This window comes from Pseudomonas sp. NPDC079086, from assembly GCF_044542155.1.
In the GTDB taxonomy this organism is placed as follows: Bacteria; Pseudomonadota; Gammaproteobacteria; order Pseudomonadales; family Pseudomonadaceae; genus Aquipseudomonas.
In genome coordinates this window covers 134636-161213 of sequence record NZ_JBITTY010000003.1, presented here as the reverse complement: position 1 = coordinate 161213, position 26578 = coordinate 134636, and the positions used below count along the sequence as shown (strand labels likewise).

Annotated in this window: 27 protein-coding genes; 11 read left to right on the top strand and 16 right to left on the bottom strand. The window is 60.6% G+C overall.

Annotated elements, in window-relative coordinates; translation table 11 throughout:
* Positions 1-70: 70 nt before the first annotated feature.
* Positions 71-892 (top strand): substrate-binding periplasmic protein, encoded by an 822-nt coding sequence (locus tag ACIGEK_RS15480; protein WP_397494186.1) that lies wholly within the window; start codon positions 71-73, stop codon positions 890-892.
* Here ACIGEK_RS15480 and ACIGEK_RS15475 read toward each other — a convergent pair.
* Positions 843-1601, bottom strand: coding sequence for a lysostaphin resistance A-like protein (locus tag ACIGEK_RS15475; protein WP_397494185.1), 759 nt, complete (start codon positions 1599-1601; stop codon positions 843-845). The genes ACIGEK_RS15480 and ACIGEK_RS15475 overlap by 50 nt on opposite strands.
* Before the next feature lie 22 nt (positions 1602-1623).
* Complete coding sequence (locus ACIGEK_RS15470) at positions 1624-1791, bottom strand: DUF2897 family protein (RefSeq protein WP_397494184.1); 168 nt, start codon at positions 1789-1791, stop codon at positions 1624-1626.
* A gap of 181 nt (positions 1792-1972) precedes the next feature.
* Here ACIGEK_RS15470 and ACIGEK_RS15465 point away from each other — a divergent pair, with 181 nt between their 5' ends.
* Positions 1973-3277 (top strand): ATP-binding protein, encoded by a 1305-nt coding sequence (locus ACIGEK_RS15465; RefSeq protein WP_397494183.1) that lies wholly within the window; start codon positions 1973-1975, stop codon positions 3275-3277.
* 1 nt (position 3278) lies between these two features.
* Positions 3279-4190 carry a response regulator gene (locus ACIGEK_RS15460; protein ID WP_397494182.1) on the top strand — a complete coding sequence of 304 codons (912 nt, stop codon included), beginning with the start codon at positions 3279-3281 and terminating at the stop codon, positions 4188-4190.
* Between the two features lie 84 nt (positions 4191-4274).
* Here the strand turns inward: ACIGEK_RS15460 and ACIGEK_RS15455 are convergent, their stop codons facing one another.
* The 6 genes from ACIGEK_RS15455 to ACIGEK_RS15430 all read right to left on the bottom strand — a co-directional run bounded on the left by ACIGEK_RS15455 (position 4275) and on the right by ACIGEK_RS15430 (position 11312).
* Positions 4275-5621 (bottom strand): class II 3-deoxy-7-phosphoheptulonate synthase, encoded by a 1347-nt coding sequence (locus ACIGEK_RS15455; RefSeq protein WP_397494181.1) that lies wholly within the window; start codon positions 5619-5621, stop codon positions 4275-4277.
* Between the two features lie 106 nt (positions 5622-5727).
* The gene (locus tag ACIGEK_RS15450) at positions 5728-7518 is read right to left on the bottom strand and encodes an amidohydrolase family protein (protein ID WP_397494180.1); all 1791 of its coding nucleotides are present in this window, start codon (positions 7516-7518) and stop codon (positions 5728-5730) included.
* Positions 7515-8255, bottom strand: coding sequence for a sulfite exporter TauE/SafE family protein (locus tag ACIGEK_RS15445; protein ID WP_397494179.1), 741 nt, complete (start codon positions 8253-8255; stop codon positions 7515-7517). The genes ACIGEK_RS15450 and ACIGEK_RS15445 overlap by 4 nt, the downstream gene beginning before the upstream one ends.
* Positions 8255-9037, bottom strand: a complete 783-nt coding sequence (locus tag ACIGEK_RS15440; RefSeq protein WP_397494178.1) for an SDR family NAD(P)-dependent oxidoreductase — start codon at positions 9035-9037, stop codon at positions 8255-8257. The genes ACIGEK_RS15445 and ACIGEK_RS15440 overlap by 1 nt, the downstream gene beginning before the upstream one ends.
* Complete coding sequence (locus ACIGEK_RS15435) at positions 9037-9972, bottom strand: bile acid:sodium symporter family protein (protein WP_397494176.1); 936 nt, start codon at positions 9970-9972, stop codon at positions 9037-9039. The genes ACIGEK_RS15440 and ACIGEK_RS15435 overlap by 1 nt, the downstream gene beginning before the upstream one ends.
* Positions 9972-11312 (bottom strand): flavin-containing monooxygenase, encoded by a 1341-nt coding sequence (locus ACIGEK_RS15430; protein ID WP_397494175.1) that lies wholly within the window; start codon positions 11310-11312, stop codon positions 9972-9974. Before ACIGEK_RS15430 ends, ACIGEK_RS15435 begins: the two co-directional genes overlap by 1 nt.
* 163 nt (positions 11313-11475) lie before the next feature.
* Between ACIGEK_RS15430 and ACIGEK_RS15425 the strand changes: the two genes are divergently transcribed.
* Positions 11476-12249, top strand: coding sequence for a spermidine synthase (locus ACIGEK_RS15425; RefSeq protein ID WP_397494174.1), 774 nt, complete (start codon positions 11476-11478; stop codon positions 12247-12249).
* A gap of 22 nt (positions 12250-12271) precedes the next feature.
* Here the strand turns inward: ACIGEK_RS15425 and ACIGEK_RS15420 are convergent, their stop codons facing one another.
* Positions 12272-13063, bottom strand: a complete 792-nt coding sequence (locus ACIGEK_RS15420) for a crotonase/enoyl-CoA hydratase family protein (protein ID WP_397494173.1) — start codon at positions 13061-13063, stop codon at positions 12272-12274.
* Positions 13064-13394: 331 nt separating this feature from the next.
* Here ACIGEK_RS15420 and ACIGEK_RS15415 point away from each other — a divergent pair, with 331 nt between their 5' ends.
* On the top strand, positions 13395-15110 hold the full coding sequence (locus ACIGEK_RS15415) for a DEAD/DEAH box helicase (RefSeq protein ID WP_397494172.1): 1716 nt from the start codon (positions 13395-13397) through the stop codon (positions 15108-15110).
* A gap of 71 nt (positions 15111-15181) precedes the next feature.
* On the opposite strand, the gene ACIGEK_RS15410 is transcribed toward ACIGEK_RS15415, so the two are convergent.
* On the bottom strand, positions 15182-15952 hold the full coding sequence (locus ACIGEK_RS15410; RefSeq protein WP_397494171.1) for a DODA-type extradiol aromatic ring-opening family dioxygenase: 771 nt from the start codon (positions 15950-15952) through the stop codon (positions 15182-15184).
* Positions 15953-16123: 171 nt separating this feature from the next.
* Between ACIGEK_RS15410 and ACIGEK_RS15405 the strand changes: the two genes are divergently transcribed.
* Positions 16124-16780, top strand: a complete 657-nt coding sequence (locus tag ACIGEK_RS15405) for a thiopurine S-methyltransferase (RefSeq protein ID WP_397494170.1) — start codon at positions 16124-16126, stop codon at positions 16778-16780.
* Between the two features lie 53 nt (positions 16781-16833).
* Here ACIGEK_RS15405 and htpX read toward each other — a convergent pair whose 3' ends face one another.
* From htpX to ACIGEK_RS15385, 4 genes are all read right to left on the bottom strand, one after another.
* Positions 16834-17706 (bottom strand): protease HtpX, encoded by an 873-nt coding sequence (gene htpX, locus ACIGEK_RS15400; RefSeq protein ID WP_397494168.1) that lies wholly within the window; start codon positions 17704-17706, stop codon positions 16834-16836.
* A gap of 144 nt (positions 17707-17850) precedes the next feature.
* Entirely contained in the window at positions 17851-18303 is a 453-nt protein-coding gene (locus ACIGEK_RS15395; protein WP_397494167.1) for a hypothetical protein, read from the bottom strand.
* The gene (locus ACIGEK_RS15390) at positions 18303-19046 is read right to left on the bottom strand and encodes an SDR family NAD(P)-dependent oxidoreductase (RefSeq protein WP_397494166.1); all 744 of its coding nucleotides are present in this window, start codon (positions 19044-19046) and stop codon (positions 18303-18305) included. Before ACIGEK_RS15390 ends, ACIGEK_RS15395 begins: the two co-directional genes overlap by 1 nt.
* A gap of 11 nt (positions 19047-19057) precedes the next feature.
* Positions 19058-20269, bottom strand: coding sequence for a pyridoxal phosphate-dependent aminotransferase (locus ACIGEK_RS15385; RefSeq protein WP_397494165.1), 1212 nt, complete (start codon positions 20267-20269; stop codon positions 19058-19060).
* A 326-nt stretch (positions 20270-20595) separates the two neighbouring features.
* Here ACIGEK_RS15385 and msrB point away from each other — a divergent pair, with 326 nt between their 5' ends.
* The 3 genes from msrB to ACIGEK_RS15370 all read left to right on the top strand — a co-directional run bounded on the left by msrB (position 20596) and on the right by ACIGEK_RS15370 (position 22060).
* Positions 20596-20991: a peptide-methionine (R)-S-oxide reductase MsrB gene (gene msrB, locus ACIGEK_RS15380; RefSeq protein ID WP_170048966.1), complete on the top strand. Its 396-nt coding sequence runs from the start codon at positions 20596-20598 to the stop codon at positions 20989-20991.
* A gap of 113 nt (positions 20992-21104) precedes the next feature.
* Positions 21105-21590, top strand: coding sequence for a glutathione peroxidase (locus ACIGEK_RS15375; RefSeq protein WP_304868709.1), 486 nt, complete (start codon positions 21105-21107; stop codon positions 21588-21590).
* Positions 21587-22060, top strand: coding sequence for a MarR family winged helix-turn-helix transcriptional regulator (locus ACIGEK_RS15370; RefSeq protein ID WP_397494163.1), 474 nt, complete (start codon positions 21587-21589; stop codon positions 22058-22060). The genes ACIGEK_RS15375 and ACIGEK_RS15370 overlap by 4 nt, the downstream gene beginning before the upstream one ends.
* On the opposite strand, the gene ACIGEK_RS15365 is transcribed toward ACIGEK_RS15370, so the two are convergent.
* Positions 22036-24348 carry a response regulator gene (locus tag ACIGEK_RS15365; RefSeq protein WP_397494162.1) on the bottom strand — a complete coding sequence of 771 codons (2313 nt, stop codon included), beginning with the start codon at positions 24346-24348 and terminating at the stop codon, positions 22036-22038. The genes ACIGEK_RS15370 and ACIGEK_RS15365 overlap by 25 nt on opposite strands.
* A 99-nt stretch (positions 24349-24447) precedes the next feature.
* On the opposite strand from ACIGEK_RS15365, the gene ACIGEK_RS15360 reads away from it, so the two are divergent.
* Positions 24448-25341: an ATP-binding protein gene (locus ACIGEK_RS15360; RefSeq protein WP_397494160.1), complete on the top strand. Its 894-nt coding sequence runs from the start codon at positions 24448-24450 to the stop codon at positions 25339-25341.
* Positions 25334-25816, top strand: a complete 483-nt coding sequence (locus ACIGEK_RS15355) for a GAF domain-containing protein (RefSeq protein ID WP_397494158.1) — start codon at positions 25334-25336, stop codon at positions 25814-25816. The genes ACIGEK_RS15360 and ACIGEK_RS15355 overlap by 8 nt, the downstream gene beginning before the upstream one ends.
* 59 nt (positions 25817-25875) lie before the next feature.
* Here the strand turns inward: ACIGEK_RS15355 and ACIGEK_RS15350 are convergent, their stop codons facing one another.
* A complete protein-coding gene (locus ACIGEK_RS15350) occupies positions 25876-26541 on the bottom strand; it encodes a glutathione S-transferase family protein (protein ID WP_397494157.1) in 666 nt (221 codons plus the stop codon).
* Positions 26542-26578 lie beyond the last annotated feature (37 nt).

Sequence of the window (26578 nt, the reverse complement as noted above, 5' to 3'; positions counted from 1 at the left end):
AATGCTCTGTTCGGTCAGATTTGCCTGGGTTAGGCTGCAGATATTCGAAGAATAGGGAAGTTGGCGTCAAATGGGACTCTTCAGACGTGGAGTAAACAGATTTTCCGGCATGGCGTTAGCGTTGTTGCTGGCCGGGCCGCTTATGGCTGCGCAGGAAGTGCGCGTCGCTGCTGTGTATTTCCCACCGTACGTGTTCAAAGCTGAACAGAGCCAGGCCACAGGTCTGCTCGATGAACTGGTCGCGGCGCTGAATCAGGCCCAGACGGATTACCGTTTTGTGATGGTGCCAACTTCGGTAAAGCGCCGTTTTCGTGACTTCGAACAGCAGCGTATCGACCTGGCGATTTTCGAGAATCCCGGTTGGGGCTGGCAGGACGTTCCGCATGTAGCCCTGGATATGGGGCTGGAAGACTCCGAAGTGTTTGTCGCCCGTGCTGAAGCGGGTCGTGATCAGAGGTATTTCGACTCGCTCGAAGGCAAGCGTCTGGCGCTTTACCACGGGTATCACTATGCCTTTGCCAAGTTCAACTCCGAGCCGAATTACCTGAGCAAAACCTTCAACGCCACTTTGACCCATTCCCACGAAAGCAATCTGCTGATGGTGCTGCATCAGCGGGCGGAAATCGCCTTGGTGACACGCTCCTACATTAGTGACTTCCTTGAGCGCAACCGACAATACGCCGGCCAGCTGCTGATCTCAAAACGCGTCGATCAGCGCTATCGCCACCACGTGCTGTTGCGCCCGCAAGCGCCGATCACACCTGAGCAGTTTATGGCAATCTATGACGTGCTGCGAGATAACGGGCGGCTGGAGAAGATTTTCAGTCGCCACCAGGTCGCTGTCATCCCACGCGTAATGGATAGCTCAATAGCAACAGGTGCAGCAAATTGACTGCACCATGCAGGGCGATTGCCAGGCTGAGCCGCCCGCTGAGGTGAAAAATCAGTCCATAGCCAAGGCCCGCGATTGCGGCGACCACAGCGAATAACGGACTGAATGGTAGATGCACAGCGGCAAATAGCAGCGCCGTCAGGCCAATCCCCGCACCGGCCCCAAGCCAGCCGACCAGACGGCTTTGCAGCAAACCGCGAAACAGCAGCTCCTCTGCCAGTACAGCAACCCCCAAATTGACCGCCAGCCACAGCCACAGCTGCGTTGGCCACTTCGGTTGCCAGCCAACCAAACCCAGCGCTAATGCCAGCAACGGTACACCCAGCAGAGTGGCTGCCGCCGTTAGCCATACGCCCGTTGAGAGTGCTTTGCTTGGCGTTTTCTGCCCCAGCCACCAGGCCAGCAGCGTGACGCCGACCAGCAGCTTGTCCCAGGACAGGCGCAGGGCGTAAGGCGCGGCATCGGCACTGAGTTGGCGTGGCGGCCACAGCGGGGTGGCGCTAAAGCCCGGAACCAGGTGTGCAGCAAAGGCGATGCAGGTCAGCAGGCTAAGGGCCGTCCACAACGTACGGTGCAGGTATTTGTCGGCATACAGCAGTAATACGCCGAGCGCGGCCCCGGCGGCCAGCCCAGGCAGTTGGATATAGCCCAGGGCAAACCCGCTTGCCAGACACAGGGCTGGCAGCAGCAGGCGCAGATGCAATGGCATAGCACATCCTTGTTGTAAGCGATTAAGGCTCGCGCGCGTCCTTGGCTTCTTGCTCAAGCTCGCGCTGGTGAATTTTCGCCAGCTGTTCCTCGCTTAGCGGCAGCGGTTTGGCCGTACGCAGCAGCACCATCAGGCCACCCACAATGGAGCCCAGCACCAGAAGCATCAGCAGCCAGATATACCAGGTCATAACACCATCCTTGCAGAGTTGAGCTGTCACCATAGCGCGCGGCGGCCGGCAATTAAACGCCAGCAGCATTCCTGTGGGGTAACGCAGCGCTCTAGCTCGAGGATCAAGTGTGACGACTGTCACACGGCAGCAACTTGGCGCTGGTTGAATGGCGGCTTTCCAACGCACAGGGAGTCTGCCCATGACCACTGCCAGCGCGCTCACGCGTTTGCTCAAGCCGGTTACGCCGTTGGCTGCGGACATGAGCATCGCCGATGTGGCAGATCGCCTGCTGACGCCGGAGCACAAGGCCTTTCTCTCGCTGCCGATTGTCGATAACGCTGGCAGGCCACAGGGCCTGGTCAGTCGTACCACCTTGCAGGACATCTTTATGCAGCGATTCGGTCGCGATCTGCGCGGCCGCCATGCGGTGCAGGAGGTGATGAACCCGGCGCCGCTGGTGGTCAGCCTGGAAACCAGTCTGGAGGATGCGGCCAAGCAGATCACCGGCCAGCTGCAATACCCGATCACCGAAGATTTTATTCTGGTCGACGCCCAGGGCCTGTACTGCGGTTTGGGTACCGTGCTCGATTTGCTCAAAGCCATGGAGGTACGCATCGCCCAGCGCAACCTGGTGCTGCGCAAAGCCTTGGTGGAGCTCAAGGAATCACAAACCCAGCTGGTGCAGTCAGAAAAGATGGCCTCGCTCGGGCAGATGGTCGCCGGCGTCGCCCATGAACTGAACACCCCGCTTGGCTATGTGAAGAACAACGTGCAACTGCTGCGTGAACTCAGTGCGCCGTTGTTCGAACTGGCCGAAGCGCAGGGCACACTGGGCGACTGCCTGAACGATCCGAGTTGTGATGAGGCGCGTTTGGCCATGGCCCTGGAGGCCGCCGCCGAGGCCCGCACCAAGGCTGCACCGGAACTGCTGGTGGAGGACTTTACCCAGCTGTTCAGCGATACCCTTTATGGCCTGGAGCAGATTGCCGAACTGGTGGTCGGACTCAAGGATTTCGCCCGCCTGGACCGCGCTATGAGCGAGGAGGTTGATCTCAACGAGTGCATTCGCAGTGCGCTGGTGATTGCCCGCAACGGCATCAAGGACAAAGCCGAAACCATCCTGCAGCTCGGCGAGTTGCCGCGCATTCCCTGCGCGCCGTCGCAGATCAACCAGGTGCTACTCAACCTGCTCAATAACGCCGCGCAGGCCATTGATGGCTTCGGTCAGATCCTGGTGAAAACCTGGGCTGATGACAGCGCCGTATTTGTTTCCCTGCAGGACTCCGGGCGCGGCATGCCGCCTGAGGTGCTGGCGCGCATCTTCGATCCGTTCTTTACCACCAAACCGGTGGGCCAGGGCACCGGCTTAGGGCTGTCGATCAGTTACAAGATCATCCAGGACCACGGCGGGCAGATTCGTGCGGCGTCCGAGCCTGGCCGCGGTACGCGCTTTTTGATCCGCCTGCCGCGCCCGCAGGCGCTGCAACTACAACGGAGTGCCTGATATGAGCGAGCCGATTCGTATTCTGTTTGTCGACGACGAAGAGCGCATTCTGCGCAGCCTGGCCCTGCAGTTTCGCCGCGAGTACGAGGTGCTGACCGAGAGCGATCCGTGCCGCGCTTTGCAACGCCTGAAAAGCGAGAGTGTGCAGATCATCGTCAGTGACCAGCGTATGCCACAGATGAGCGGCGCCGAATTGCTGGCGCAGGCGCGGCAGATCGCCCCCGATACCCTGCGTATTCTGCTCACCGGCTACAGCGACCTGGATGCTGCGGTGGAGGCGCTTAACAGCGGCGGTATCTTCCGCTACCTGACCAAACCCTGGGATCAGCAGGAAATGGCTTTCACCCTGCGTCAGGCGGCGCAGATTGCCGCGCGCCAGTTGCAGGCACCGAAAGTATCGGCAGCCATACCGCAGGCGGCGCTCAATGTGCTGATGCTGGATGAGGATGCGCCGACCCTGGGCGTGGTGGCCGAGTTCTGCGTGGCCGGCGGCCATCGCTTGCTGCGCGCGGCATCGCTGAGCGAGGCAGTGGCGCTGCTGAACAGCCAGCCGATTGATCTGTTGGTCAGTGACCTGCAAGTGGCAGGCGAAGACACCGCGCCACTGCTGAAAAGTCTGGCTCAGGCTCATCCGCGCTTGCTAAGCCTGGTGGTTACGCCGTTCTGCGATACCCAGGCGCTGCTCAAGCTGATCAACGAGGCGCAGATTTTCCGCTACCTGCCCAAGCCGATTCGTCGCGGGTTGTTCGACAAGGGCCTGCAGGCCGCCGCCGAACAGGCGCAACTGTGGCGCGCGCAGCCGGCGCAGGTGGTTACCCGTCTGGCGCAGCAGCCGCGTGAGGAGCGTGATCGGGAGAAGGTCGGCAGTTTGCTGGGCATGCTCGGGCGTTTGCGTGAACGCCTGATTGCCTGAATGGATCTGTGATTGATCGCGGGCATGGCCCGCTCCTACAGCCGTCAGCGGCGTAGGAATGGGCCATGCCCGCGAAAGCGGCCGTTAGCGACGAACCTGCTTAAGGGTTTCAGCAATCAGGAACGCCAGCTCCAGTGACTGGTCGGCGTTCATCCGTGGGTCACAGTGGGTGTGGTAGCGATCCGATAGGCCGTCTTCGGTGATCGGCCGCGCGCCGCCGATGCATTCGGTAACATTCTGCCCGGTCATCTCGATATGAATACCGCCGGCGTAGCTGCCTTCGGCCTGGTGTACGGCGAAGAACTGCTTCACTTCAGCCAGGATCTGCGCAAAGTCGCGGGTCTTGTAGCCGCTGCTGGCCTTGATGGTGTTGCCGTGCATCGGGTCGCTGCTCCACAGCACTTGGCGGCCTTCACGCTGCACGGTCTGGATCAGGCGCGGCAGGCCGGCTTCGACCTTGTCGGCGCCCATGCGCACGATCAGGTTGAGGCGGCCGGGATCGTTATCCGGGTTGAGAATGTCGATCAGGCGGATCAGGTCCTCGCTGTCCATGCTCGGGCCGACTTTCACCCCAATCGGGTTGCCGACGCCACGCAGGAATTCGACATGCGCGCCGTCTAACTGACGGGTGCGGTCGCCGATCCAGAGCATATGCGCCGAGCAGTCGTACCAGCCGCCGGTGAGGCTGTCCTTGCGCACAAAGGCTTGCTCGTAATTCAGCAATAGCGCTTCGTGAGCGGTAAAGAAGCTGGTTTCGCGTACTTGCGTGGCGCCGTCCATGCCGCAGGCGCGCATAAAGGCCAGGGTTTCGTCGATGCGCCCAGCCAGTTGGCTGTACTTCTCGCCAAGGTCCGAGTTGGCGATAAAGTCGAGGTTCCACTGGTGTACTTGATGCAGGTCGGCAAAGCCACCCTGAGCAAAGGCGCGCAGCAGGTTAAGCGAGGCCGTGGACTGGTGGTAGGCCTGCAGCAGACGCTCCGGGTCCGGCACGCGGCTGGCAGAGTCGAAACCGATGCCGTTGACGATGTCGCCGCGGTAGGCGGGCAAGGTTACGCCGTCGATGGTTTCATCATTGGCCGAGCGCGGTTTGGCGAACTGACCGGCCATGCGCCCGACTTTGACCACCGGGCAACCGGCGGCGAAGGTCATGACGATGGCCATTTGCAGCAGCACTTTGAAGGTGTCGCGGATTTTCAGGGTGGAGAACTCGGCAAAGCTCTCGGCGCAATCGCCGCCCTGTAGCAAAAACGCGCGGCCCTGGGTCACCTCAGCAAACTGGCGGCGCAGTTCGCGGGCCTCACCGGCAAATACCAACGGCGGATAACTGGCGAGCTTTTGCTCAACGGCCAGCAGGTGCGCGGCATTCGGGTATTGCGGTTGTTGCTGGATTGGCTTGGCTCTCCAGCTTTCAGGGCTCCAGGGTTGCGACATTGCGGCTCTCGGCTTAAGTCAATTTAGGCGGACGGGCATGGTAACCGATAAGCCATGGCCGGCAAGCCGATAGGCGCGATAGAGCCGCTGCATGGTGACGTGCAGTTCAGGCCGTAGCGGGCTTGAAACCGCTGGCGCCTAGCGTGCGTGGCGCTACGTCACGTCCCGGCAGAAAGCTGCCGAAGCCTTGCTGTTTGCCCAACCCCTCGGCGAACTCGCTGCCACGGCGGTAGGCGATACGGCCGTTGATCAGCGTTGCATCCACCGCCGCATCGTTGCGTTTGACCACGCGCTCCAGGCCGAGCACTTCCATTGGCGCTTCATGGATGGCGTCCAGTTCATCGGTCAGCCCGGTCGGGTTGACGATCACCAGGTCAGCGCGGTCGCCAACGCGGATAGTGCCGGCGTCGACACCGATAAAGCCCGCCAGCTCGCCAGTCAGGCGGTGGATGGCCCGACCGGTGTCCATAAACGGTGTGCCGGCCAGTTCGGCGTCGCGTACGTATTTGAGGAAGCGCAGCGGGAAGTTGTACTGGGCAATGGAACGCAGGTGCGCGCCAGAGTCGGCGAAGCCTGGCTGGGTCCAGGGGCTGGCTAGCAAGGCGTGCATCACCGGCTCGCGCTGGTTGCCGTAGCAGGTGGTCCACTTCAGCGCCTCGCGGTACTGGCAGGCCAGCTCGAAATAGGCGTCTACCGGGTCCAGGCCACGGGCGGCGCCGAGCTGTTTGAAGTTCTTGCCGACCAGGCTGGCGTCCGGGCATTCGGTTACCCAGCAGTCGGAGAAATCGCGGTGCCACAAACCTTTGGTCAGCACGGCTTTGACCTGCTTTTTGAACAGGGCACGGAACTCCGGCTCCAGCACCTTGGCATAGAGCTCGTCCGGGTCTTTGATATTGCGCAGAATCTCGCCGGCGCCGAACTCTTCGAAGGCGTTCACATTGAGCCCTTCCAGGCGCAGGGTGAACGGCGCCGGCAGGGTCTGCCAGCGGAAGTGGCCACGCAGCACGGTGTTCGCCAGCCAGCCGGAAAGGCGGGTAAATCGGTGCAGCAACGGCTGCGACTTGAGGTCCAGCGCGGTGAGCATCGAGCACTTCAGCGGCTTACGAAACCAGCCGTGGGCCTGATAAAGGAAGGCGAACACGTTGACCTTGGTCACCGCATTCGGTGCACCCTGCATCACCGCGCCGCGACGACGGAGGATGGCGAACAGGCGTGAGAATTCCTTCCAACTGGCGAAGGTCGATGGCAGTGGGCTGGACCAGGCGCGGTCGCCGTCCATCTTGTCCAGACGCGTGGTCATCACCGAGAGACCGATGCAGCCAGCGTCCAGTGCTTCTTCCAGCAATTGCTCCATGCGTTGCAGTTCTTCCTCGGTCGGGGTGACCTTCGAGGTGGCGCGTTCCAGCCCCATCACCGCTACGCGCAGTTCGGAGTGACCGAGGAAGGAGCTGACGTTCGGCCCCAATGGCTGCTGATCGTAGAAGGCGCGATAGCCGGCGGCGTCGCGCCAGGTCTTCTTCTCCTGCAGGATCGGCAGCACGTACTCACGCGGCACTGCCTCAACGCGGGTGAACAGGTCGGAGCAGTCCTCGGCATCGGCCAGCACCATGCTGATCGAGCAAGAACCGATGGTCACGCTGGTGACGCCGTGGCGCACCGACTCCTTCAACGCGGGCGCGGCGATTACTTCGGCGTCGTAGTGTGAGTGAATTTCCAGAAAGCCTGGGCTCACCCATTTACCGCTGGCGTCCAGCACCTCAGGGCAGCCGTTTTCATCCAGTGCACTGAGGCTGAGCACATCAATGCGTCCATCCTTGATGCCGACATGGCGCAATTGTCCGGGTTGGTCGCTGCCGTCGAAATACAGGCCGTTCTTGATGATGACGTCGTAGCTCATAGCAGACTCCAGGGCGCTAGCAGCAGGCAGCCGGTAACCAGCAGCAACAGGTAAATGGCGATGCGAAAGTGTTGTTCGTTGAAGCGTTGATGCAGGCGCTCGCCGAGCCATACGCCTACCAGCAGCAGTGGGGCGTAACACGCCACTTGCGGCAGCGCGGAAAGCAGGCGGCCATCAAGCAGGAAGGCGATGGTCAGCAGGCTGTTGAGGGTGAACCAGACCGTGACCAGGGTGGCGCGCAGGCGTGCCTTGTCCAGCTGGGTGCCGGCCAGGGCGAACACCAGCAACGGCCCGCCTGAGGCAAACAGGCCATGACTGATTCCGGCGCACAGGCTGAGCAGGCGGCTGAGCCACAGTGGGCGGACGGGTTGCGCGGCAGCATGACGCAGACGCCACAACTCGCGGGCGGCAAACCACAGCACCAGAGCGCCAAACAGGCGCTTGGCCAATGCGGCGTCGAGGAAGGGCAGCAGGGCATAGCCGATAACCGTGCCGAGCAGCATGCCGGGCAGGATCATGCCCAGTAACAGGCGGCTGTCGATCATCTGCCGGTGCCGCCAGGCCAGGTAGCCGGTCATGCAGATATTCAGCGGCACCAGCACGGGTAGCAACTGGTCGATTGGTAGCAGCAAGGCGCCCAGCGACAGGGCGATGACGATGCTGCCGAAGCCGGTGATCGCCTCCAGGGTGTAGGCCAGCAGGATAAAACCCGCCAGCGCCAGCCAGGCCAATTCCATCAGTCCATCTCCGCGGCGAAACGTGCGCTCATTTTGTTGTAGTAAAACCCCGGCGCGATGCGCCAGAGCAGGCTGGCTAGCCAACTGCCGCGATCCGGGAACAGGCGCTGACGACCTTGCCGTTGTGCCTGGATGATCTGCGCGGCCATCCAGTCGGCGCCACGCACGTTGCCGATGGTCGAGCGGCCGTGTTGCGCCGGCAGACCATTACCACCGAGGGCGTTCTGGTCGATGGGCGTGTCGAGAAAGCTTGGGTAAACCAGCAGCATGCGGATGCCATCGCGCGTGGCCTCGGCACGCAGCACTTCAAAGAACTGACCGAGGGCGCTTTTCGCGGCGCAATAACCGGCGCGACCCAGCACTGGCATCCAGCCGGCCATGGAACCGATGGCGATGATCTGCCCACGGCTTTGGCGCAGCAGCGGCAGGGCACTCAGCGTCAGCTCTACGGGGGCTTGGTAATCGACAGCCATGACCTTGCGCAGCACCGCCGGGTCAGTCTGCATGGCCGGCGAGCGGTGGGTAATACCAGCGTTGTTGATCAGCACATCGAGGCCACCGAAGCGCTCAACACAGGCTTGCAGCAACTGCTGGTGCAGGAGCGGATCGGTGATGTCGCCAGCCAGCCCGATTACCCGCTCTGCGCCGAGCTCATTGACCCTTGCGCTCAGGCCGCCTGCGTTGATATCGGTGAGCAGCAGATTGCAACCTTGGCCGTGATAGGCGCGCGCAAGCTGCCAGCCGAGGCCGCTGGCGGCTCCGGTGATCAATACGGTGAGCATTATTTTTCTCCAGCGTTAGCCAGTGCCACAGGTGCGGGTGAGGCGGCGATGGGCGCGCGACGCGACCAGATAAAGGCCAGGGTTAAGCCGCTGACCAGATGCCAGCAGCCCCAGAACGCGGCAATCAGCAGCATGCCGCTGGCCTGTGGGAAGAAGGTGAAGATGATCACCAGGCCCAGAGCCGAGTTCTGGATGCCGACTTCCAGGGTAATGGCCCGGCGGTCAGCGGCCGGCAGGCCGGACAGCCGTGCGCACCAGTAGCCCACCGACAACGCCAGGGCGTTGTGCGCCACTACCAGCCAGAAGAACAGGTGGAAGTGCGCGATGAACTGGTCGAGGTTGCGGCTAAAGGCCAGGGTGACAAAGGCCAGCATCACCAGCAGGGCAAAGATGCGCAGCGGTTTTTCCACCTTCAATGACAGGCCAGGAAAACGTCGACCGACCCACGTGCCGACAATCAGGGGCAGGCCCAGTACCAGCAATACCAGCAGCAGGAGGCTGACCGGGTCCATGGCGATCTGCGTCAGCAGTGGCCGGGTCAGCGGGTTAAGCCAGGCGTAGAAGCCAAAGTTCAGTGGCGTCAGCACGCTGGCGGCCAGGCTCGATACCGCAGTCATGCTGACCGATACCGCGACGTTGCCACGCGCCATCCAGGTCATGATGTTGGAGAAGCTGCCGCCTGGGCAGGCCGCTACCAGCATCATGCCCAGGGCCAGCATCGGTTCGATGCGCAGCGCCCAGCAGGCCAGGCAGGTCAGCGCCGGCAGCAGAACAAACTGCGCGAGCAGGCCAATTAGCGGCGCCTTAGGCTCGCGGGCGATGCGTTTGAAATCATCCAGGCGCAGATCCAGCGATACGCCGAACATCATCACAGCGAGAATGATGTTGATCAGCACCAGGCTGCTGGGGTCGAAATGGATATTCACCGTTTCCATTACAGGCTTCCTTCCGCAGGGCGGTTGGCGGCACTGGGCAGCGCAGCCAGGGCGGCGCGCAAGCTGTTGCTGTGCTGCGCGATGCTCTGACGATAGCTGTCCTTGTGCACGTAGTAGGCCATGCGTTCCAATTGCAGGTACTTGTAGCCACCATCCAGGCGCACGCTCGCCCGTTCACGCTTGAGTGTCTGGAAGTCCCTGGCCGCCTGGCTGCCGGCTTGCATGCTCTTGATATACAGCGCCACCAGCTCGGCCTGCTCGTCGCGGCCCTGCCAGCCGAGGCCCGAGGCTTCGACCATGCCCAGCATAAACAGGTCGTCGTATTCGGGGTGGAACACGTTCAGGTACAGCTGCGGCGCACCGGCATTGCTTGGCCAGTTGAGGTGCGCGCGATCAATAAAGGGGTAGTCGAGTTTGTAGCCGGTGCCTTGCAGAATCAGGTCGTACTCAGCTTGTTCACCATCGGTGAATGTCACCTGCAGGCCTTCGACTTTGGCGATGTCGCGGCGCGCCTTGATATCGCCGTGACCGAGGTAGTGCAGCACCAGAGAGTTCATCACCGGGTGCGACTCATAGAGCTTGTAATCCGGATCGGGCAAGCCGTATTGCGAGGGCTTACCGACCAGTGCACGCACCAGCAGGCCATCGAGCAACTGCTTGAGCGGGCGCGGCAGCTTGACAGCCTTGCCGAGGGTGTCGGTAGGGCGACCCAAAGTGAACTTGGGCAGAAAGTAGTAGCCACGACGTACCGACAGGTCTACCGATGCGGCGCGGTGTACGGCATCCACCGCGATATCGCAGGCGGAGTTGCCGCAGCCGATCACTAGCACGCGCTTACCCTCGAATACCGCAGCCGAGCGGTAGTCGCTGGAGTGCATTCGCTCGCCAGTAAACTCGCCGGGTAGTGCTGGCTGGTTGGGTGTGTGCAGCGTGCCATTGGCCATCAGTACGCCGTCAAACAGCCATTCACGCTGCACGCCGTCGTACTCGCTGATCAGCTTCCAGCCTTTGTCCAGGCGCTGGATCTCGACCACACGGGTATTGAACTGGTAGTGCGCATACAACCCGAAATATCTGGCGTAGTCGCGGAAGTAGCGGCGCATTTCACTGTGATGCGGGTAAGGCGCCACATCGTCGCGCATGGGGAATTCAGTGAACTGGGTGGTGCCCTTGGAGGAAATCAGGTGCGCCGAGTCGTACATAGTGCTGTGCGGATTATCGATGTCCCACAGGCCGCCTACATCCGCGTGCAGTTCGAAACCGACAAAGTCGATACCGTGCTTGTGCAGTTGACGTGCTGTACACAGCCCCATGGGGCCGGCACCGATAATGGCGTACATGGCAAACCTCGATAATCGTTTTTATTGTTGTAGCCTTCGAGCGATGAACTCGGCGCCCCCGACTGCGGCAAATTATCGCGTGACCAGGGGAGGGTGCCTCAATGACAATTAGCGCCTTTCCTCTGGCCGACATGGTCGGGGATGTCACGGTGGAGAGTGGTGGATGCCAGGTTTACCCCCGGTCGGTCAGATGCCGGACCCGCTGTTGATCGCCGAAGTGCACGATGCCTTCGGGGTGATCCAGGTCGTTGAAATGGGCGCTTATCGCTTTCTCGAGTTCGGTGAGGCGATTGAGCAGAGCTGCGTCTATATGCCGGACCCCAGCTGGCTGGAGTACGACTACACCCGCGCCATGCTGCTTGGCGCGTTGTGCCATGAACACCCGGAGAGCGCGCTATTTCTCGGCCTGGGTGCTGGCAACCTGACCCAGGCTTGCCTGAAGTTCCTGCCGCTGGAAGATGTCGAGGTGATCGAGCTGCGCGCCGATGTACCGCGCTTGGCCATGGAACATATGGGCCTGGTCGATGACCCCCGTCTGACCATTCGCATCGGCGATGCCCTGGAGCTGCTGGAAAGCGCGGAAAAGACCGACCTGCTGTTTGTCGACCTGTACACCGACCACGGTCCTGCGACCGGGCACCTGGCCTGGCGCTTTCTGGAAAACTGCCAGAAGCAGCTCAACCCCGGCGGTTGGTTGATCATCAATCAGTGGGCTGGCAACGACGGTAAGCCGCTTGGTGCGCCGCTGCTGCGCGGGCTCTACCATCGGCATTACTGGGAGTGCCCGGTGAAGGAGGGCAACGTGGTACTGCTGGTGCCGGCGGATCTGGAGCAGGAAATCGACTTTGCCGAACTGCGCCGCCGTAATGAGCTGTTAGCGCCGCAGTTCGGTTATTCGCTGGAATCGTTGATTAAAGCAGTGCGTCCGGCGACCTGATCAGGCCGCCGGATAACCAGGCTCAGCGCCCTTTAAAATCACCCGGACGGCGTTCCAGCATGGCTTTCACGCCCTCCTGGGCATCTTCGCTGGCCATCAGTCGGGTAACAGTCGGGTGCAGGCTAGCGGCGGCGGCAGCCGGGCCTTCGACCACGGCCTGGCGGGCTGAGGCCAGCGTGGCTTGCACGCCCAGCGGCGCCTGCGCGGCAATGCGTTCGGCAAGCCACAGTGCCTTGGGCAGCAACTCCTCACTGGCCACCACCTGCTGGATAAAGCCCAGGCGATAGGCTTCGTGAGCATCAAACTCATCACCGGTGAGTAGCCAGCGCATGGCGTTGCCCCAGCCGGCGGTCTGATGCATACGCAGGGTCGCGCCGCCGAACGGGAAGATGCCGCGCTGCACTTCCATTTGTGCAAAGCGGGTGTTGCTCGCGCACAGGTTAATGTCCGATGCCAGCATCAACTCGATGCCGATGGTGTAGCAGTAGCCTTGCGCAGCCACGATCACTGGTTTGCTGACGCGTGGCCCACCAAATACACCCCAGGGGTCGCAGCCGCCTTCAGGAATCTTCCAGCCGGCGGCAAACTGCGCCGCCACATTGGCCAGGTCCAGTCCGGCGGTGAAGTGTTCGCCATGGGCAAATACCAGCGCCACCCGCGCCTCGCTATCGCGCTCGAACTCACCGTAGGCCAGGCACATGTCATCGAGCATGGGCATGTCGAAGGCGTTGCGTTTGCTCGCTCGGTCCAGGCCGATCAACATGATCTGGCCGCGTTTTTCACGGCTGACGCGGCCGCTGGTGCTTTGGGTCATGGCGGGGAGTCCTTGTGCGCAGGTTAGTGAACTGGGGCTGAAGCCGTTACAGCATGGCAGCTGCAGGCTATCAGAGGATGACCATCTGGCGCGCTATATGCTCTATTTGAGGAAAAACCAGTACATTTGGCCAGGTTTTCCGGTATAGTGCGCGCCGGTCAATTCTTGGCCACGTTCAGGTAGTACAACTCGCCCGAAGGTTTACTTTGGCAGTTAGTCCCTTTTGCGGACTATCCTTGACGATTCATTTAATACACGTTTTCGCAAATCCCCGCCGACATGGCTGCCAGGGTGACTCTCGGGTCTTACACGGCATGCGCAGCTTTGGAATATGGGTCTTTGCGGATGCACTAGAGGCAGACCCATGACCCAGGAAATCGGCGGCTTCGCCGCTCTCGATCTACACCCCAATGTTCTCGCTGCTGTAATTGCCACTGGCTATGAAGAGCCTTCGGCTATTCAGATTCAAGCGATTCCAGTAATTCTCGCCGGCCACGACATGATCGGCCAGGCGCAGACCGGTACCGGTAAAACCGCTGCCTTCGCCCTGCCAATTCTCAGCCGTATCGACCCGGCCAAGCGCCAGCCACAAGCGCTGATCCTGGCTCCGACCCGTGAGCTGGCGTTGCAGGTTGCTACCGCTTTTGAAACCTACGCCAAGCAAATGCCGGGCGTAAATGTCATCGCCGTATATGGCGGTGCGCCTATGGGCCCACAGCTCAAGGCTATCCGCAATGGTGCACAGATTGTTGTGGCCACCCCGGGTCGCCTGGTTGACCACTTGCGTCGCGATGAGAAAGTCCTGTCGACCATTCAGCACCTGGTGCTCGACGAAGCCGATGAGATGCTCAAGCTGGGCTTTATGGATGACCTCGAGGTTATCTTCAAAGCCATGCCGGAAAGCCGTCAGAGCGTGCTGTTCTCTGCCACTCTGCCGCACTCGATCCGCGCCATCGCCGAAAAACACCTGCGTGATCCTAAGCACGTCAAGATCGAAACCAAAACCCAGACCGTAACTGCCATCGAGCAGGTGCATCTGATGGTTCACGCCGATCAGAAGCACGCTGCCGTCCTGCGTCTGCTGGAAGTCGAAGAATTCGACGCACTGATCGGTTTCGTGCGTACCAAGCAAGCCACCCTGGACCTGGCCGCCGCGCTGGAAGCCAAGGGCTACAAGGCTGCTGCACTGAACGGCGACATCGCGCAGAACCAGCGTGAGCGCGTTATTGACTCGCTGAAAGATGGCCGTCTGGACATCGTCATCGCCACCGACGTTGCCGCTCGCGGCCTCGACGTACCGCGCATCACCCACGTGATGAACGTGGACATGCCGTACGATCCGGAGTCCTACGTACACCGTATTGGTCGTACTGGTCGTGCCGGTCGTACCGGTCGCGCCCTGCTGCTGGTGACTCCACGTGAGCGTCGCATGCTGCAAGTGATCGAGCGTGTAACCGGGCAGAAAGTGGGTGAAGTGAAGCTGCCGGACGCTCAGCAAGTACTGGACGCACGCATCAAGAAGTTGACCAACAGCTTGGCGCCACTGGTAGCTGATGCCGAAGCCAGCCATGGTGATTTGCTCGATCGTCTGACCGCTGACATCGGTTGCAGCCCACGTGCTCTAGCCGCTGCCCTGCTGCGCAAAGCTACCAACGGCCAAGCCCTGACCCTGGCTGAAGTTCAGCGTGACCAGCCGCTGGTGCCAAACAGCAGTGGCCCGCGTGAACGTAGCGAGCGCGGTGACCGTCCTGAGCGTCCTGATCGCGAAGGCAGCCGCGAGCGTCGCGCTCCTGTGCCATTGGCCGAAGGCCGTGCCCGTTGCCGTACCGCTCTGGGCGCTCGCGACGGTATCGCCGCGAAGAACCTGCTGGGCGCCATCCTCAATGAAGGTGGTCTGGCTCGTGAAGACATCGGCCGCATTCAGGTGCGCGAAAGCTTCAGCCTGGTCGAGCTGCCGGAAGAAGGTCTTGAGCGTCTGTTGGGTAAGTTGAAAGACACCCGCGTCGGTGGCAAGCCACTGAAGCTGCGTCGTTATCGCGAAGATTAATTCTTCGCTTAATAAAAAAGCCCCGCCTAGTGCGGGGCTTTTTTATTCCGGTTGTTTGTTGGGTGTATAGCTCAAGTAAAACTGTAGATGTCCATCCCTAGTGCGCCCAGGGTGAAGCCACTGTGCTCGACCTTGAATTGTCCGCCTGCTCCTTGAGCGAAGAACAGCGGCAGTAGGTGTTCGTCGCTCGGGTGGTTGCGCGCGGCAAAGGGTGCTTGCCGGCGGTAGTCCTGCAGCGTGGCATAATCCTGTTCAGTCAGTTTCCCCACGATCCAGTCGCGAAATGCCTGAGCCCAAGGCTCGATGACATCCGGCCCTGCATGCCAGTCCAGCTCACCGAGGTTATGGGTGATGCTGCCGGAGCCGATTAGCAGCACGCCCTGTGTGCGAAGGCCGGCCAGGGCCTGGCCGACCTGGCGTTGGAGAGCTGGACCATGCTGGCTGGGCAGCGAGACCTGTACCACGGGAATATCGGCTTGCGGGTACATCAATGTCAGCGGCACCCAGGCGCCGTGATCCCGCGGCCGTTCGACGTCGAGCTGCGCGGTCAGGCCGGCCTGCACCAGTAGGTGCATGATTTCGCCTGCCAGCTGCGGCTCGCCGGGCGCTGGATATTGCACCCGGTAGAGTTCGGCTGGAAAGCCACGAAAGTCATGCCAGGTATCTGGCTTGGTCGCACTGCCAACGCGCAGCTCGCGGCTTTCCCAGTGCGCCGAAACCACTACAATTGCACGCGGCCTGGGCAGTTGGCTGGCCAGTCGGGCGAGGGCGGGACCGCTGGCGCCGGGTTGCAAGGCCAGCATGGGTGAGCCGTGAGAGATAAACAGGCTAGGCAGTGACATGGCAGACTCCTGATGGATGACTTGCATCTTCCATCAGCCAATCTGTGCATAAAAGCGCAAAAGTCGGAGTGTTTTCATCGCTTTAATAGATGGATTTGTGCAAACGGGATCCCTTGGCCTTATGGGCTACCTTGCGGCAGGATCCTCAGCTGACTAATTACAGGAGCATTTATGCACGCAGAATTCTGGCAGGCGCGTTGGGCGCGCAGTGAAATCGGCTTTCATCTGCCTGAGGTCAATCCTTACCTGCAGCAGCACTGGTCGGCGCTGGGTTTGCTGGAAGGTTCGAGTGTGCTGGTGCCGCTGTGCGGCAAGAGCCTGGATTTGGCCTGGTTGGCGGGGCAGGGCTATCAGGTAGTTGGTGTTGAACTGGCACAGCGTGCGGTGGAAGATTTCTTCGCCGAGCATGAGCTGCAGCCAGTGGTCAGCGAAGTGGGGGCTTTCAGGGTTTATCGGGCCGGCGCTGTGGAAATCTACTGCGGTGATTTCTTTGCCCTGACGGCGCAGCAGCTTGCCGGCTGTACCGCGCTTTATGACCGCGCCGCACTGATTGCATTGCCGCCAGAGATGCGTGCTCATTATGTGGCGCACCTGACGCAGGTTCTACCCAGCGGCTGCCAGGGTTTGCTGGTGACCCTGGACTATGACCAGGCGCAGATGGACGGCCCTCCCTTCGCCGTTGCGGATGATGAGGTGCAGCGGCTGTTTACGCCCGATTGGCAGCTCGAGGAGCTGGCGTGCGGTGATGTGCTGGGTGACAACTGGAAGTTTCTCAAGCGCGGCCTTGAGCGCCTGGATGAGCGGGTCTATCGCCTGTGTAAGGCCTGAAACCTGAAAAGAAAAAGGCGGCCCGAGGGCCGCCTTTTTAATTGCTGCTGAACTTAGCCACGCTGACGCAGGGCTTCGATACGGACTTCCAGTGGCGGGTGAGTCATCAGCAGGCCGGCCAAGCCGTTTTTCAGGCCGCCGTTGATGCCGAAGGCCATCATGCTGTTGGGCATGTTTACCGGTACTTCCTGCTCAGCACGTAGTCGCTGCAGGGCGGCAATCATCGCGCCAGTGCCGGCCAGGCGGGCACCGGCTTCGTCGGCCTTGAATTCGCGCTTGCGCGAGAACCACATGACGATGATGCTGGCCAGAATACCCAGTACCAGTTCAGCGAAGATGGTCGCGACGAAGTAGCCAATGCCTGGGCCGTCTTCGTTCTTGAGGATCACCTTGTCGACGAAGTTGCCGAAGATCCGCGCGAAGAACATCACGAAGGTGTTCACCACGCCTTGAATCAGCGCCAGGGTAACCATGTCGCCGTTGGCCACGTGACCGATTTCGTGGGCCAGTACAGCTTTTACTTCGTCAGGCGAGAAGCGCTCCAGCAGACCTTGGCTGACTGCGACCAGGGCGTCGTTCTTGTTCCAGCCGGTGGCGAAAGCATTGGATTCGTAGGCCGGAAAAATACCCACTTCCGGCATCTTGATCCCGGCTTCGCGGGACAGTTCTTCCACAGTCTGCAGCAGCCACTGTTCGTGACGGGTGCGCGGCTGGGTGATGATTTCAGTTTTGGTGCTCATCTTCGCCATCCACTTGGACAGCAGCAGCGAAATAAGCGAACCGGCGAAACCGAACACGGCGCAGAAAACCAGCAGGCTGCCATAGTTCTGACCGGTAAAGCGGTCCACCCCAAGCAACTTCAGGGTGATGCTGGCGATGATCAACACCGCTATGTTGGTGGCCAGGAACAGCATAATGCGCATCATGGTGTATTGAGACTCCTCACGGGAAAGATCTATCAGGCCGCTGAAAACCCTGTGTTGGCTGCTTCGCCTGGTTTTCAACGGCCGCTATTGGTTATGACGGCTATATAAGGGCGCACCCCCAGGCACTTCAACCTGGCGACTATTTCAAACTATGTCGTTTGCGCTGTTCAGGCTGGATTCGAACAGCAGGCGGGTGAGGCGGGCGACGCGTTCGCCATGGCGCTGGCCCAGTGCTTCGCGCAGCTGAAAGGCCAGGGTCGCATGTACGCGGCGCACGCTGGGCGGCAAGGCATCGCCCTCGCGCAGGGCGTGGGGCACACCGCGAGTCAGGCGCAGAAAGCCTTTTTCGCTAAGTACGGCTTGATCCAGGGCGTCGTAGCCGATGGTGGAGTCGAAGCGGATATAGCCTTCCTCGGCCAGCCACAGCAGGGCGCCGAGGCAGCTTTGATGGCGTGGCGTGGGCAAGCCGAACTCGTCGGGCTCTTCGCGGCCGATCAGGTCTTCGACATACAACGCTGATTTACTCGGGAACGCCTGGTACAGGGTCAGCATGCCGGCAGCGGCATCCTTGTAGAAGTCGTCGATCTGCAGGTCCATCAGAATTTGCCAATCATTGAGGTTGGAAGGTAAGGCAGCACGCGCCCCAGCAGCGCCCAGGGCCAGCCAGGCACGTAGGCGCTGACATGGCGCTTGTCGATGTGTTTGGCGATCAGCGCCGCGCCACGCTCCACGTCAATCAGGAAAGGCCGGCTGGGCATGTCGCTGTTCAGTGGCGTATCAATAAAGCCCGGCAGCAGCAGGGTGGTGTCGATGTTCTTGCCCAACAGTTCAGCGCGAGTGGCTTCCATGTAGCTGATCAGGCCGGCCTTGCTCGCCGAATAGGCGGCGGTGTGTGGCAGGCCGCGCTTGCCGGCGACTGAAGCGACGGCGACCAGATGACCATGGCCCTGCTGGCGAAACAGCGCACAGGCGGCATCCAGGCAGGCTATTGCGCCGATCAGATTGGTTTCCACGGTCAGTCGGGCGCGCTTGAAGTGGCCGCCGCCGGCTTTTCCAGTCAGAGCGATACCAGCGTTGGCGATAATCCCGTCCAGCCCGCCGAGGGCATTGGCGGCCAGGCCAACGGCGTCCTGGCAAGCGTCGTAGTCGGTCACATCCAGCGGTAGCACCACCACCTTGCGGTTGAAGCGTGCCTGAAGCTCGGCTGCTAGCAGGTGCAGGCTGTCTTCACGGCGTGCGGTCAGTGCCAGGTCGTAACCCTTGGCCGCCAACTCGCGGGCCAGGGCGGCACCGATGCCAGAACTGGCTCCGGTCAGCAGGTAGCGTTTGCCCTGGCTCATGCGTGCTCCGATTACTGTTGGTAAGTCTTGAGGAAGCTGCCGATGCGGCCGATGGCCATTTCCAGCTCATCCACGCGCGGCAGGGTGACCACGCGGAAGTGATCCGGCCACGGCCAGTTGAACGCGGTGCCCTGAACGATCAGCAGTTTTTCCGAGAGCAGCAGGTCCAGCACAAATTTTTCGTCGTTATGGATCGGGCAGACTTTCGGGTCGATCTTCGGGAAGGCATACAGTGCGCCCATCGGCTTGACGCAGCTGACTCCAGGAATGTCGTTGAGCAACTCCCAGGTACGGTTGCGCTGCTCCAGCAGACGGCCTTGCGGTAGCACCAGGTCATTGATGCTCTGATAGCCGCCGAGTGCAGTCTGGATCGCATGCTGGCTCGGTACGTTGGCACACAGGCGCATATTGGCGAGGATATCGATGCCTTCGATATAGCTCTGCGCGCGGTGCTTGGGCCCGGAAATCGCGACCCAGCCAGAGCGGAAACCGGCCACGCGGTAGGATTTCGACAGGCCGTTGAAGGTCAGGCACAGCACGTCCGGTGCCAGCGAGGCGGTGCAGATATGCTGGGCATCGTCGTAGAGAATCTTGTCGTAGATCTCGTCGGAGAACAGCACCAGGTTGTGCTGGCGCGCTAGTTCGACGATATCCAGCAGCACTTCTTTGGAGTACACCGCGCCGGTGGGGTTGTTCGGGTTGATCAGCACCAGGGCCTTGGTATTCGGGGTGATCTTGGCTCGCATGTCAGCGATATCAGGGAACCAGCCGGCCTGCTCATCGCACAGGTAATGCACCGGTTTGCCGCCAGCCAGTGCTACGGAGGCAGTCCACAGCGGGTAATCCGGCGCTGGGATCAGTACTTCATCGCCATTGTTCAGCAGCGCCTGCATAGCCATCACGATCAGCTCGGACACCCCGTTGCCGAGGTAGATGTCCTCGATGCCGACGCCTTCCACCTGCTTCTGCTGGTAGTACTGCATCACCGCCTTGCGCGCGCTGAACAGGCCCTTGGAGTCGCTGTAGCCCTGCGCGGTGGGCAGGTTGCGGATCACGTCCTGCAAAATTTCCTCAGGTGCTTCGAAGCCGAACGGTGCCGGGTTGCCGATGTTCAGCTTGAGGATGCGATGGCCTTCCTCTTCCAGGCGTTTGGCGTGCTTGAGCACCGGCCCGCGGATGTCGTAACAGACGTTGGCGAGCTTGTTCGATTTGCTGAACTGCATGTAAGTGATCCCGAATGGTGGAACGCCGCTGAATTACCCTGCAAAAAGACCTGATCTTGCTAGCCTTGGCAGGTTGTAACGCCGGTGACAGACTGGGGTCGAATGATACGTGGCAGCCCGACCTTGGCAAAGGTACTGGTCGGGCTTTTTTGTGCTCAGCACATCCATGTGCCTCACCCCTTCGGGGCTTGCGCGCAAAAACGCTCCCGGCGTTTTTGTGGCGTGCCATCCATGGCCGCCACCCTGTGCGCCGTCGTGGCTCCCTTTGGGTCGTTGTCACGTGATATTGAATATCGCTTTTGGCGTTTTTATTGAGGATTCTGACCATGGACAAGCTGGAAAAACCCCTGGAAGCCTGGCGCGAAGAGCTTTCCGAGGAACAGTTTCACGTCTGCCGCCTGGGCGGCACCGAGCGTGCCTTTACCGGCCAGTATCACGACAGTAAGGTGCCGGGTATTTACCACTGCGCCTGCTGCCAGGCAGAGTTGTTCGACTCGGATGCCAAGTACGACTCCGGCAGCGGTTGGCCGAGTTATTTTCAGCCGGTCAGCAGCGAGGCCATAGCCAGCCTGGATGACTTCAATCACGGCATGCACCGTATCGAAGTCAAATGCGCCAAGTGCGATGCTCACCTGGGGCATGTGTTCCCCGACGGGCCAGCGCCGACGGGGCTGCGTTATTGCATCAACTCGGCTTCGCTCAAGCTGGTGCCGAAGGCTTAATGCCGTTGCACAGGCCCGCCGCTATCAGCGGGCCTTATATTGCTTAAATTAAATTGCATGCAATTTAATTGCTCGCTATCTTGCGTTCATTCCCACTCATCAGGATGACCAACATGAGCAACGCACTCTTCGATATTCCGGTTACCACCATCAAGGGCGAGCAAAAGACCCTGGCCGACTTCGGCGGCAAGGCCGTGCTGGTGGTCAACACCGCCAGCAAATGCGGCTTTACCCCACAGTACAAGGGCCTGGAAAATGTCTGGCAGCAATACAAGGACCAAGGTCTGGTGGTGCTGGGCTTCCCCTGCAACCAGTTCGGTAAGCAGGAACCGGGTGATGAGGGTGCGATCAGCGAGTTCTGCGAGCTGAACTTCGGTGTGAGCTTCCCGCTGTTCAAAAAGGTCGATGTAAATGGCAGTGATGCCCATCCGCTGTTCGTCAACCTGAAGAAGAGCGCGCCAGGCCTGCTCGGCAGCCAGGGTATCAAGTGGAATTTCACCAAGTTTCTGCTGAGTGCCGATGGCGCGGTGATCAAGCGTTTCGCCCCGACCACCAAGCCTGAAGACCTGACTGCCGAGATTGAAGCGCTGCTGAAATGAGCCAGACCAGTCTGCACGCAGATGATGGGCTGCAACTGGACAACCAGCTGTGTTTCAAGCTCTACGCCGCTTCACGGGCAGTGATCCGCGCCTACAAGCCGATGCTCGATCAGCTCGGTCTGACCTACCCGCAGTACCTGGCCATGCTGGTGCTGTGGGAGTGGCAGCAGCAACCGCCGGCGTTGCCGACGGTCAAGGCCTTGGGCGAGCGCCTGTTGCTGGATTCCGGCACGCTGACGCCGCTGCTCAAGCGTCTGGAGTTGCAAGGCTTGTTGCAGCGCAAGCGCTCGGCCAGTGATGAGCGTGAGGTACACCTGGCGCTGACCCCGGCCGGCGGTGCGTTGCGTGAGCAGGTGCTGCCGCTGAAAAGCCAGCTGCTGTGCGAGCGCGGGGTTGATCTCGACCAGGTTGCCGCGTTGCGCAGCCAGGTAGGTGTGCTGCTTGATCAGTTTATGGCGCTTAACCACTGATCGAGCAGCGCCGCTAGCTCATCCTTGCGGAAGGGTTTGGCCAGGTAGTCATCCATTCCCGCAGCGCGGCAGCGCTCGCGCTCATCGGACAGCGCGTTGGCCGTCAGGGCGATGATCGGCAGCTCGGCGAATTCGGCTTTCTGGCGAATCCGTCGGGTGGTTTCATAGCCATCCATGACCGGCATATTGCAGTCCATCAGGATTAGATCGACCGCCTGGGTTTCCAGCAGGGTCAGGGCTTCGCCACCGTGATTGGCCAGCAGTACTTCGCAGCCAAGCTTGCCCAGCATACCTTTGGCTACCAGTTGGTTGACCGGGTTGTCCTCTACCAGCAGGACGCGCGCCTGGCGGTTGCGTTGCGGCTCGCTGTGTTGCTCGGTCGTATGCGCTTCATCCTGGCCGAGGATGCGGCGCAAGGCCTGCAGCAGCACCTGGCGTGATAGGGGCCGGGCCAGTTGTTCAATAGGTGAGAGTTTTTCCACCTGCTCGCTACTAAGAAAGTTGCCGTAGGCGCTGACCAGCAGAATCGGTAGGCTGGATAGTGTGCGCAGCTCATTCAAGCGCTGCGGGCAATCGCTTATCAGCAGGTCGGCATCAAGTGTGCCCAGCGCGGCATCGGCGTCCAGGTGCTGATACTGCAGGCCCCAACTTGGCAGCAGGCTTGCCAGTTGTTCGCTCAGCCCGGAACTGGCAGGGCTGAGCCCGATAATGCGCCCGTGTAACAGGGGAAGTTGCTTAGCGTTGGTCTGGCCGGGTAGTGGTAGATCGACGCAAAAGGTGCTGCCGAAGCCTTCCCGTGTCTCCAGGCTGAGCTGGCCGTGCATGGCCTCACAGAGACGGCGTGTCAGGGCCAGGCCCAGGCCGGTACCGCCAAATTGCCGAGTGATACCAACCCCAGCCTGGGCAAACGGATGGAATATCCGCGTCTGAGCGTCTTCGGCAATGCCGATACCGGTGTCGCGGACAATAATCCTGACGCCGCTAGCCTGGGCACTGACGCTGATATCGACGCGGCCAAAACGGGTGAATTTCAAGGCGTTTGACAGCAGGTTGCTGACGATCTGCCTGACCCGCGTTGGGTCGCCGAGTAGTTGGTTGGACAGCAGTGGGTCGATCAGGCAGGTCAGTTCAACACCGGGTGCAGCGTTCTGTGACAGCAGATTGGCGGTGTCTTCGACCATGCTCGCCAGATCGAAGGGGATCTGTTCCAGCTCCAGCTGCCCAGCCTCGAATTTCGACAGGTCGAGAATATCGTTGAGCAACTCGACCAGCACCTTGCCGGAGTCGTGGGCAATCGACAGCTGTTGGCGCTGTTCGTTATTAAGCGGCCCGTCCAGCGACAGCGCGAGCATGCCCAACAGACCGTTGAGCGGGGTGCGAATCTCATGGCTCATATTGGCCAAAAAAGCTGAGCGCGCCTGAGCCATGTCCAGTGCCGTACGTTTGGCTTGCTCCAGCTCGCGGTTAGAGTCGAGCAGGCGGCTGTTGGCGGCTTCCAGTTGTTCGGTGCGCGCCGAAACCATGTCTTCCAACTCTGCCAGGTAGCGGGTCAGGCGGGCTTCGGCCTGCTGGCGCTGCTCGATTTCGCTGGCGATGCTGCTCAGCTGGCGATTGGTGACATCAACCAGCACACCGATCTCGTCGCGCTCATGGTTGGACGGGTAGGGCAGCTTGGCGTTGTTGGGGCTGCGCAGGTCACGTTCGCTGAGGGCGCGGATAAAGCCGGTGAGTGGCTTGGTCAGCATGAAATAGAACAGTACCAACAGAATCAGCGACAGCAGCAGGCTGCGGGCGAAGCCGGTGAGCAGGGTCAGTAGCGAGCGATTGAGGAAATGGCTACCAAAGGCATAGGTATCGACTTCCAGGCTCAGCTTGCCGAGGGCTTCGCTGGGGGAATGGCTGACGAACAGCGCGGTTTCGAAGTGCCGGCGTTCGCCGAACATGAAGTCGCTGAGCACTCGGTAGCGGCTTTCCATTGCGGGGCGACTGACCCTGGCCAGGGTCAGCTGGTTGTTGTCGATGATCTGCGCGCTGATCACCGCGGGGGAACGCAGCAGGCCCAGCACCAATTCCTGGGCCAGTTCAGCGTCGATGTTGTAGGCGATGCGTGCAGCCGGGTTGTGGCTGATTTCCATCAGCGCGTTAATCTCGCGGTTGATGGAGGCATCTTCGCTGGCATAATCGATGCCCACTTGTACCAAGCTGAGCGCCGTGCCGAGGATAAAGGCTACCAATACGGTCAAGCCGGCCTGTTTGAATGACAGGCGTTGGGTTAGCGCTATATCCATATGGGCCGGTTGTTCTCATGTTGAGTCGCCTGCCAAGCATAGCCCATCTGTTTTGCCGGACGGCAGTGGCAGAACGGCTTGAAAACTCTGGAGTGTGTTGTGGATTCGCGTTTAAGTGATTTTTTGTTGCGCGCCGAGGCTGTATTGGCGCGCCTGGAGCCATTGTTGCCGGCCCAGCGCCCGGTGATCGACTGGCAGCAGAGCCTGGCGGCACGTTGGCAGCGTGATGGTCGCAGCGGCTTTCTGGCGCCGCTTAAGGTCAATCTGGATGTGAACCTGGATGATCTGATCGGGGTGGATCGCCAGCGTGCCCAGTTGGCGCGTAATACCCAGCAGTTTATCCAGGGCCTGCCAGCCAACCATGCGTTGCTCTGGGGCGCGCGTGGCACGGGTAAATCGTCGTTGGTGCGGGCGTTATTGGCCGAGCATGCGGCGGCGGGGCTGCGTTTGATCGAGATTGAGCGTGATCATCTGGCCGATCTGCCGCGCATCGTTGAGCAGCTGAGCGAGTTGCCGCAGCGCTTCGTGTTGTTCTGCGATGACCTCTCGTTCGAAGCTGGCGAGGGTGACTACCGCATGCTGAAAACCGTGCTGGATGGCTCTCTGGAGCGCGCGCCGGACAATGTGTTGCTGTATGCAACCTCCAACCGCCGCCATCTGCTGCCGGAAAAACAGAGCGACAATGAAAACTGGCAGCGGGTCGATGGCGAGTTGCACCCCAACGAGGCCGTGGAAGACAAAATCGCCCTGTCAGATCGCTTCGGCTTATGGCTGTCGTTCTATCCCTTTAGTCAGGAACACTTCCTTGACGTGGTCCGTCACTGGGTTGCGGTGCATGCCGCGCAGGCCGGCTTGACTTGGCAATGGCACGACGAGCTGGAAAAGGCCGCCATACGTTGGGCCTTGGGCCGTGGCAACCGTAATGGCCGCTGCGCCTATCAATTCGCCCGTGATTGGGTGGGCCTGCAACTACTGAGTAAGACTGATGATTGATCTACAACAAAGCGGGCAGGGGCTCGACGGTTACCCGCTGTTGGTGGCGCAGCTGCAGGCACTGCTGGCGGGCGAGCGGAATTTTATTGCCAATGCGGCGCAGTTTTCGGCGTTTCTGTTTCAGGAACTGCATGACCTGAACTGGGCGGGGTTCTACCTGACGCGTGGCGAGGAACTGGTGCTGGGGCCTTTTCAGGGCAAAGTGGCCTGTGTGCGCATTCCCTTTGGTCGCGGTGTATACGGCGCAGCAGCGGCCACAGGCAAGACCCAGCGCGTTGACGATGTGCATGCCTTTGCCGGGCATATCGCCTGCGATAGCGCGTCCAATAGCGAGCTGGTGGTGCCGTTGTTCAAAAATGGACGTTTGTTTGGCGTGCTCGATCTCGACAGTCCGGCGCTGGCACGTTTTAGCGCAGCGGATCAGGCCGGTATCGAGGCGTTGGGCGAGGTGTTTGTCGAACTCACCGACTGTTGAGGCTTCAGATGTAAAAGAGCCCGGATTAACCGGGCTCTTTGCTGTCTGGGGCCACTGATTCAGGCTTTGGCAGCCATCTTAGCGAGCATTTTCAGCTCGCCCGGAAATACGCCCTGCACCGAGTCCCGCGCGGTGATTCGCCCATAGTGCGCACTCAGGTAGGGCCAACGCTGAGCGTCCAGTTGCTCAGCGCCATGTTGCATATTGATCAGCTGGCAGGTCAGCGCAAGGTCAGCCAGCGTCAAGCTTTCACCGACTAGGTACTCGACCGTGCCAAGGGTCTTTTCCAGATAATCAAAGTGCACGGGTAGTTTCTCGTGCAGGATTTTCTGTACTGCGGCTTCGTCGCAGCTCTGGCCCATGCTGGGTTTCAGCGCACGGTTGCGAAACACGCCGAAAGTGCACAGCGGTGCCAATTCATAGTCGGCATATTTCTCCAGCCAGCGTACCTGTGCGCGCTGCTCTGCGTTCTGCCCTAGCAGGGTCGAGTGTTCCGGGTGCTTGTCGTCCAGGTATTGGCAGATCACGCTGGAGTCAGCGAGGGTGAAGTCACCATCCTTCAGCGCAGGAATACGCCCCAGTGGGCTCAGTTCTCGAAACCAGGAAGGTTGCTGGCCGAACGGCAGAATGATTTCCAGCTGATAGTCCAGGTTCATTTCAGCCAGAAACAGGCGAACTTTACGGACGAAGGGTGACAGCGGGGCACCGTAAACGGTCAGGCTCATGCGCGGCACTCGAGGGCAGGGTGGTAGCGCACAAGCA